Source organism: Streptomyces sp. NRRL WC-3549, from assembly GCF_000721935.1.
In the GTDB taxonomy this organism is placed as follows: Bacteria; Actinomycetota; Actinomycetes; order Streptomycetales; family Streptomycetaceae; genus Streptomyces.
In genome coordinates this window covers 59,385-67,256 of the sequence record NZ_KL585395.1, presented here as the reverse complement: position 1 = coordinate 67,256, position 7,872 = coordinate 59,385, and the positions used below count along the sequence as shown (strand labels likewise).

The following is a 7,872-nucleotide window of genomic DNA, read 5'->3' as shown; positions in this document are numbered from 1 at the left end:
CCTGCGGGGGCGGCGGCCACTCCTGCGGTGGCGGCTGCGGCGGGGGCGGCGACTGAGCAGGGGGTGGAGGCCGCGTCCGGTGGGACGGGGGAGGCGTCCGTATGTCCATGAGGTGCCCGGTGGTTCAACTTCCGCCGGGCACTGCCGTGTTGGCGAGTCGGATGGCGGCCGCCGTCCGGTCGGGCGGCCACTTCCGCCAGAACACCTGAACCGTCCTGCCCCCGACGGGATGGAATCCGCAGCGAGTTGGGCAAAAAAGCTGCGAGTGTCGCTTACTTCATGATTTCCTCGTTGTAAAGAACATTCAGCCCCGCAGGCCCAGTTGGGCCGGTTCGGGCGTCTCCCATTCCCCCACGTGCGCGGCGCCGGGGCACCCCCTGTCCATGTTCCACATGTGTGTGCGGAGCCGATCCAATGCTCACGACCCTCCAGACCGCCTATTCCGACACCCGTGCCGCCGACCTGGCCTGGGCGCTGGGCCGTGAGCCACTGCCCGCCCTCGCCGTACTCGACCTCCAACTCGCCGGCGCCACCCTGCAGATGAGGCTGCTGGGCGCTTCCCACCAGGTGCTGCTGGAGGAGGAGCGGGGGTCCTGCTCCGAGACCGTCGCCTGCATGCCGGGCAGCAGCACACCCCTGCCCCTCGGGGTCGCCAAGCGGCTCGGCGACTGGGAGTACGAGTTCGCGGCGCGCGTCGAGACGCTCTCCGAGGGCTCGTTCGCCGGGCGCGCCCAGGAGTTGCTCGCCCTGGTCTCCGACCACCCGCACGGCCTCGCGGGGACGTTTCCCGGCAGCCCGCACGCGTTCACCGCGATGCTGGCGCAGCGCACCGAGGGCCAGGTGCGCTGGCGTACCTGGCACGCGTACCCGCAGGAGGGGCAGTTGGTGGTGACCCGGACACGGGTCGGCGTGCGGATGCCGGCGCCCGTTCCGTGAGCCGGCGCGGGGACCGCCGGCGGCGGGCGCCGGGGCGGCCCAGGGCGCACTTGCACCCGTGTGGGTGACAAAGCGCAACGGCGCAGTGACGTAGCGTTCCCTTCATGATCGACCAGCAGGCGTCGCCGCGAGGGGGCGCGGCGCGGATTCCCGTACGGCCGCGGACCGGCCGGTTCCTGGTGCTGGCCGTGGTCTTCGTCTGTGCCGCGTGCGGCCTGGTCTACGAGCTCGAACTGGTGGCGCTCGCCTCCTACCTGATCGGCGACTCGGTGACCCAGGCCTCCGTCGTGCTCTCCGTGATGGTGTTCGCGATGGGCATCGGGTCGCTCCTCGCGAAACGTTTACGCAGCCGGGCCGCGGTCGGATTCGGCCTGCTGGAAGCCGCCCTCGCGCTGGTCGGCGGGACGTCGGCGCTCGTGCTGTACGCGTCCTTCGCGTGGCTCGGGGAGTCTCGGTACGCGCTGGTGGGGTTCTCGCTCGCGATCGGTGTCCTCATCGGTGCGGAGATCCCGCTGCTGATGACGATGATCCAGCGGGTCGACCGGCAGGACGCGGGCGGGGCGGTCGCCGACCTCTTCGCCGCCGACTACGTGGGCGCGCTGGTGGGCGGGCTCGCCTTCCCCTTCCTGCTGCTGCCGGTGATGGGCCAGCTCACCGGCGCGCTGGTCACCGGCGCGGTCAACGCGGCGGCGGGCGGGGCGCTGGTGCTGTGGGTGTTCCGGCGTGACCTGGACCGGCGGTCCCGCTGGCTGCTGATCACGGTCAACGTCACCGTGCTCGCCCTGCTGGCCACGGCGACGGTCCTGGTCGACGACTTCGAGCGAGCGGCGCGGCGCGCGGTGTACGGCGGGGACGTGCGGGTCGCCGTGCAGACCGGGGTGCAGGAGGTCGTGCTCACCGGGGCGGGCCGGGACTCCCTGGACCTCTATCTGGACGGCCGGCTGCGGGTCAGCTCCCAGGACGAGTACCGCTACCACGAGGCGCTGGTGCACCCGGCGATGGCGGGGCGGCACGCGCGGGTGCTGATCCTCGGCGGCGGCGACGGGCTGGCCGCCCGGGAGGTGCTGCGCCATGCGGACGTCGAGTCCGTCGTGGTCGTGGAGCTCGACCCGGCCGTCACCCGGTTGGCCCGCACGGACCCGGCGCTGTCCGGGCTCAACGGACACGCGTACGACGATCCGCGGCTGACGGCGGTCACGGCGGACGCGTTCACCTGGCTGCGCTCCGGCCACGACCGCTACGACGTGGTGGTCTCGGACCTGCCGGACCCCGGGATCACGGCCAGCACCAAGCTCTACTCCGCGGAGTTCTACGGCCTGGTCGCGGGGGCCCTGGAGCCGGGCGGCCGGCTGGTGGTGCACGCCGGGCCGCTCGACGGCAGGCCCGCCACCTTCTGGACGGTGGAGGCGTCGGTGCGCGCGGGCGGCCTCTCCACCCGCCCGTACCGCGTCGAGGGGCGGCTCGTCGGCTTCGCCGCGGGCCCGGACCGCTCCAGGCACACGTCAAGGGCCCCGCACGACTGGGGCTTCGTGCTGGCCGGGCGGGAGCCTTCGCTCCAGCTGCGCCTGGACGCGGACGCCCCCGGTCCGAGGTCGCTGGGGGAGCGGGAGCTGCTGGCGGCCGGGCGCTCGGCGGAGCGGGTCCGGCAGCGCGGGGCCCTGCCGTCGACGCTGGTGCACCCGCGGTACTGGGAGGAGCCGTGAGGGCACACGGGGTGTACGCGGGCGGGCACGGGGGCGGGGAAGCGCTGACGGGACGGCCGCGGCTGAGTAGGCTCGGTGGGTATGGAGCATGAGGTGTTCGTTCCGGTTCCGGTCGCGTCCCTTCGGCGGACGCTGGGCGATCCCGCCTGCGTCGCCCGTTGCGTCCCCGGCTTCCAGCAGGACGCCGACGCCGCGGCGGGCCCCTTGGCGGGGCGCCTGAAGGTGCGGGTCGGCAGTCACACGATCACCTACCGGGGTGCGCTGACCCTGCGGCCCGCGGACGGGGGCGAAACGTTCTCGGTGGCGGGGGAGGGTGTGGAGGCCAGAGGCACCGGCTCGGCGAAGCTGGCCCTGATCGTGAGTCTCGCGCCGACGGACGGCGGCACGACCATCGGCTACGCCGGGACGGCGAGCGGTGACGGCCGCATCCTGGACCTGGAGCAGGCGGCGGCGCTCGCCGCGGCGCAGCGGCTGCTGGACCGTTTCACCCAGCAGCTGGTCACGGAGTCCCTGGCGTCCCGGGGCGCGGAGGGCGAGGACGACGCGGCGGACGCCTCGGACGCCTCGGGCGCCTCGGGCGCTTCGGGCGCGGATGCGGCGGGGCCCCCGGTGGGGGCGGCCGCGGGCCCGGACGACCAGGCTGCGTCGGGGGCGCGGTCTTCGGCCGATGAGCGGCCTTCCGCAGGGGAAGGGCCTTCCGCCGGTGGCCGGGCTTCTTCCGACGAGTCGTCTCCGGCGCCTGAGGGTCCCTCCTCCGCGCACGCGGAACCCGCGGGTGCGGGTGTGCCGGGCGGGGAGCCGTCCGATCCCGGGACGGCGGGTGCCGCCACCCCGGAATCCTCCGCTCCCGCACCGGCCGGTGAGCCGGCCCCGGCTGCGGAGCGGGAGCCCGACGCGGAGCGGGAGCCCGACGGGACGCCTGAGTTCGACGGGGGGGCCGACGCGGCGTCCGTGTTCGATGCACCCGTACCGCCGTCGTCCCTGGAGCCGTCCGCGGAGCTGGAGTTCACGGTGCCCGACGAGCCGCCGGCCGAGGCCGCGCACGCCCGCCGCACCATGATCGGCCGCAGTACGGAGGAGGTCGACCACGCCCCGCCGCGCGGCCGGTACGCCCCGGTGCCCTCGTCCGAATCGGGCGTCGCGGGCCTCACCCTGCGCTGGATCGCCCCGGCGGCGGCACTGGCGATCGCCTCGGCGGTGGTCGTCGGCCGGGCCCTGCGGCGACGGCGGTGACGACGCCGGAGGCGGCGCCGCGCCAGTAGTGTCATGGGCGTGAGCAGAGCTACGAAGAACGTCCGGCTGACCGCCGGCGACGCCGAGTTGATCGTCGACCCCGTCCACGGCTGCCGGATCAGCAGCTTCCGGATCGGCGGCACCGAGCTGCTGCGCCAGGGCGAGCGGTACGGCTGCTTCCCGATGGTGCCCTGGTGCGGCCGTACCGAGAACGGCCTGTTCCGCAACGGCGGTGAGCTCCACCAGCTGCCCCTGAACTCCCCGCCGTACGCCATCCACGGCACCGGGCGCGACACCGCCTGGCAGCTCGCCCGGCAGGACGACGCGGAGGCGGCCTTCTTCTACGACCTGGCCGACCCGTGGCCGTACGAGGGCCGGGTGACCCAGTCCTTCGAGCTGACCGAGGACACGCTGACGCTCCACCTCGGCGTCGAGACGTACGGGAACTCCTTCCCGGCCCAGGCCGGGTGGCACCCCTGGTTCCTCCGCAACACCGGCGGCCAGGACGTACGCATCGACTTCTCGGCCGCCTGGCAGGAGGAGCGCGGCGACGACCACCTCCCGACCGGCCACCGGATCGACCCCCTGCCCGGCCCCTGGGACGACTGCTTCGGGATGCCGGACGGCGTCGAGGTGAAGCTGACCTGGCCCGAACAGCTGGAGCTCACCGTCAAGAGCCGCGACGAATGGGTCGTGATCTACGACGAGCAGGCGGAAGCGGTCTGCGTCGAACCCCAGTCGGGCCCGCCGAACGGGCTGAACAGCACGCCCCGTCTGGTCACCCCGATCGATCCGCTGGAGATCGCCTCGACGTGGAGCTGGACCCGGCTCTGACCTCGGGCCCCGCCGGCGGTGAGACCCGGCGGGGCCACGGGACGGCGGTGGTGGCGCCAGCGCTTACCCTCGTGGGCATGACTGACGTACGTGCTGAGCTGCTCCAGCAGATCAAGGACAAGGCCGTGGTACACGGCAAGGTGACCCTCTCCTCGGGTCTGGAAGCCGACTGGTACATCGACCTGCGCCGGATCACGCTGGACGGCGAGGCCGCACCGATGGTCGGCCAGGTGATGCTCGACGCCACCGCCGAGCTGGACTACGACTGCGTCGGCGGCCTGACCCTGGGCGCCGACCCGGTCGCCACCTCGATGCTGCACGCCTCCGCCGCGCGCGGGAAGCGCCTGGACGCCTTCGTGGTCCGCAAGGCGCAGAAGGCCCACGGGATGCAGCGCCGGATCGAGGGCACCGATGTCAAGGGGCGCCGCTGCCTCGTCGTCGAGGACACCTCCACGACCGGCGGATCGCCGCTGACCGCGGTCGAGGCGGTGCGTGAGGCCGGTGGCGAGGTCGTCGCCGTCGCCGTGATCGTGGAGCGGGGCGCTGCCCCCGCCATCGCCGAGGCGGGTCTGCCCTACCTCCACGTGTACTCGGTCGGCGACCTCGGCCTGGCCTGACCTGCACGTTTGTCGAGGGGTGGACTGTTTCACGTGAAACCGTCCACCCCTCGGGTGTGTCCGCCCGGCATGCGCGGGACCGGGCGGGGTGGAGCCGGAGCGGGAGTCTGGAAAGATGGGGGGCGACGATGACGTCGCCCCCCAGGTCAGGGACCAGCACGCACACCCGCACATCCCAAGGAGCGGACAGATGCCCATCGCAACCCCCGAGGTCTACGCCGAGATGCTCGACCGGGCGAAGGCAGGCAAGTTCGCCTACCCGGCCATCAATGTGACGTCGACCCAGACCCTGCACGCTGCACTGCGCGGCTTCGCGGAGGCGGAGAGCGACGGCATCGTCCAGATCTCCACCGGTGGGGCCGAGTTCCTGGGCGGCCAGTACAACAAGGACATGGTCACGGGCGCGGTCGCCCTGGCCGAGTTCGCGCACGTCGTCGCCGCCAAGTACGACATCACGGTCGCCCTGCACACCGACCACTGCCCCAAGGACAAGCTGGACGGCTACGTCCGCCCGCTGCTCGACGTCTCCGCGGAGCGCGTCGCCAAGGGCCAGAACCCGCTGTTCCAGTCCCACATGTGGGACGGATCGGCCGAGACCCTCGCCGACAACCTGGCCATCGGCCAGGAGCTGCTGGCGAAGGCCGCCGCCGCCAAGATCATCCTTGAGGTCGAGATCACCCCGACCGGTGGCGAGGAGGACGGCGTCACCCACGAGATCAACGACGAGCTGTACACCACCGTCGACGACGCCCTGCGCACCGCCGAGGCGCTCGGTCTGGGTGAGAAGGGCCGCTACCTGCTGGCCGCGTCCTTCGGCAACGTCCACGGCGTCTACAAGCCGGGCAACGTCGTCCTGCGCCCGGAGCTCCTGAAGGACCTCCAGGAGGGCGTCGGCGCCAAGTACGGCAAGACGTCGCCGTTCGACTTCGTCTTCCACGGCGGCTCCGGCTCCACGGCCGAGGAGATCGCCACCGCGCTGGAGAACGGCGTCGTGAAGATGAACCTCGACACCGACACCCAGTACGCCTTCACCCGCCCGATCGTGGACCACATGTTCCGCAACTACGACGGCGTGCTGAAGGTCGACGGCGAGGTCGGCAACAAGAAGGTCTACGACCCGCGCAGCTGGGGCAAGTCGGCCGAGGCGGGCATGGCCGCGCGTGTCACGGAAGCCTGTGCCAACCTGCGTTCCACGGGCACCAAGCTGAAGTAAGTACGCACGGACGTCTCGGGCCCGGCCTCCCTCGTGGAGCCGGGCCCGTGGCACGTCCGGAGACCCGGAGGGACCGCTGTGAGTACGCGAGCGCGCTACGACTTCGACACCGTCATCGACCGGCGGGGCACCTGGTGCGTCCAGTGGGACGGGGTCGCCGACCGGTTCGGGGTGGACGGCCTGCTGCCCTTCACCATCTCCGACATGGACTTCGAGACCGCGCCCGAGGTGCTGGCCGCGCTGCGGGCCCGGCTCGACCACGGGGTGCTCGGTTACACCACCTGGCAGCAGGACGACTTCCGGTCGGCGATCGCGCACTGGTACGCGACCCGGTACGGCACCGAGGTGGACACCGGCCGGCTGGTCTACGGGCCGTCCGTGCTGAGCCAGCTCTCGCAACTCCTCCAGATGTGGACGGCGCAGGGGGACGGCGTCGTGGTCCACACCCCCACGTACGACGGTTTCCGCAAAGCGGTCACCGGGCTCGGACGGGAGCTGCGCGGCGTACCGGTGGGGGACGACGAGGCGTTGGAACGCGAGCTGGCGCGGGCGGACGCCAGGGTGCTCGTGCTGTGCTCGCCGCACAACCCGACGGGGCGGGTGTGGACGGAGACCGAGCTGCGGGAGACGGCCGCGCTCGCCCGGCGCCACGGGGTCGCGGTGATCAGTGACGAGATCCACGCGGACTTCGTGCACGACGGGCACCGGCATGTGCCGTGGACGCGGGTCGGGGGTGACGGGGCCGGGGGTGACGGACGCTGGGCGGTGATCACCTCGGGGTCGAAGGCGTTCAACTTCCCGGCGCTGACGGGGTCGTACGGCTTCATCGGTGATCCGGCGGAGCGGGCGGAGTTCCTCCGCAGGATGGAGACGGCCGAGGGGCTCGCCTCGCCCGCGGTGCTGTCGCTGACCGCGCACATCGCGGCGTACCGGGAGGGCGGGGCGTGGCTGGACGCGGCCCGGGCGTATGTCGCGGAGAACCTGGCGCTGGTCGCGGAGCGGTTGAACGGGGCGTTCCCCCAGCTGGCGTGGGAGCCGCCGCAGGCGGGCTATCTGGCGTGGATCGACCTGAGACCGCTGGGTGTGGGCCGCGCGGACGGGGTGGACGACGAGGTGGTGCAGCGGGTGCTGATCGAGCGGGAGAAGGTCGCGATCATGCCGGGGGCGGTGTACGGGGCGCCGGGCTTCCTGCGGCTGAACGCGGGGTGCCCGCGGAGCAAGGTGGAGGCGGGGGTGGACGCGTTGGTGCGGGGGCTGGGGGTGGTGGTGCGGTAGGGAGGGGCGGGTGTGGGTGCCGGTGCGTGGGGGGTGGGTGCGCCTGCGGCAGGCTGTTCCC

At 72.8% G+C, this 7,872-nt stretch carries 7 protein-coding genes; all 7 read left to right on the top strand.

What is annotated here, in order from left to right:
* The first annotated feature begins 414 nt into the window (after positions 1 to 414).
* Positions 415 to 936, top strand: coding sequence for a DUF2617 family protein (locus IH13_RS0113065; protein ID WP_031084016.1), 522 nt, complete (start codon positions 415 to 417; stop codon positions 934 to 936).
* Between the two features lie 104 nt (positions 937 to 1,040).
* Positions 1,041 to 2,639: a polyamine aminopropyltransferase gene (locus IH13_RS0113060; protein ID WP_031084015.1), complete on the top strand. Its 1,599-nt coding sequence runs from the start codon at positions 1,041 to 1,043 to the stop codon at positions 2,637 to 2,639.
* A gap of 81 nt (positions 2,640 to 2,720) precedes the next feature.
* Positions 2,721 to 3,872: an SRPBCC domain-containing protein gene (locus IH13_RS0113055; RefSeq protein ID WP_234433283.1), complete on the top strand. Its 1,152-nt coding sequence runs from the start codon at positions 2,721 to 2,723 to the stop codon at positions 3,870 to 3,872.
* A gap of 33 nt (positions 3,873 to 3,905) precedes the next feature.
* The gene (locus IH13_RS0113050) at positions 3,906 to 4,706 is read left to right on the top strand and encodes an aldose epimerase family protein (protein WP_420713355.1); all 801 of its coding nucleotides are present in this window, start codon (positions 3,906 to 3,908) and stop codon (positions 4,704 to 4,706) included.
* A 77-nt stretch (positions 4,707 to 4,783) separates the two neighbouring features.
* Positions 4,784 to 5,323 (top strand): orotate phosphoribosyltransferase, encoded by a 540-nt coding sequence (gene pyrE / locus IH13_RS0113045; RefSeq protein WP_031084012.1) that lies wholly within the window; start codon positions 4,784 to 4,786, stop codon positions 5,321 to 5,323.
* Positions 5,324 to 5,513: 190 nt separating this feature from the next.
* Entirely contained in the window at positions 5,514 to 6,536 is a 1,023-nt protein-coding gene (fbaA, locus tag IH13_RS0113040) for a class II fructose-bisphosphate aldolase (protein ID WP_031084011.1), read from the top strand.
* A 78-nt stretch (positions 6,537 to 6,614) separates the two neighbouring features.
* Positions 6,615 to 7,811 (top strand): MalY/PatB family protein, encoded by a 1,197-nt coding sequence (locus IH13_RS0113035; RefSeq protein ID WP_031084010.1) that lies wholly within the window; start codon positions 6,615 to 6,617, stop codon positions 7,809 to 7,811.
* Positions 7,812 to 7,872: the final 61 nt, after the last annotated feature.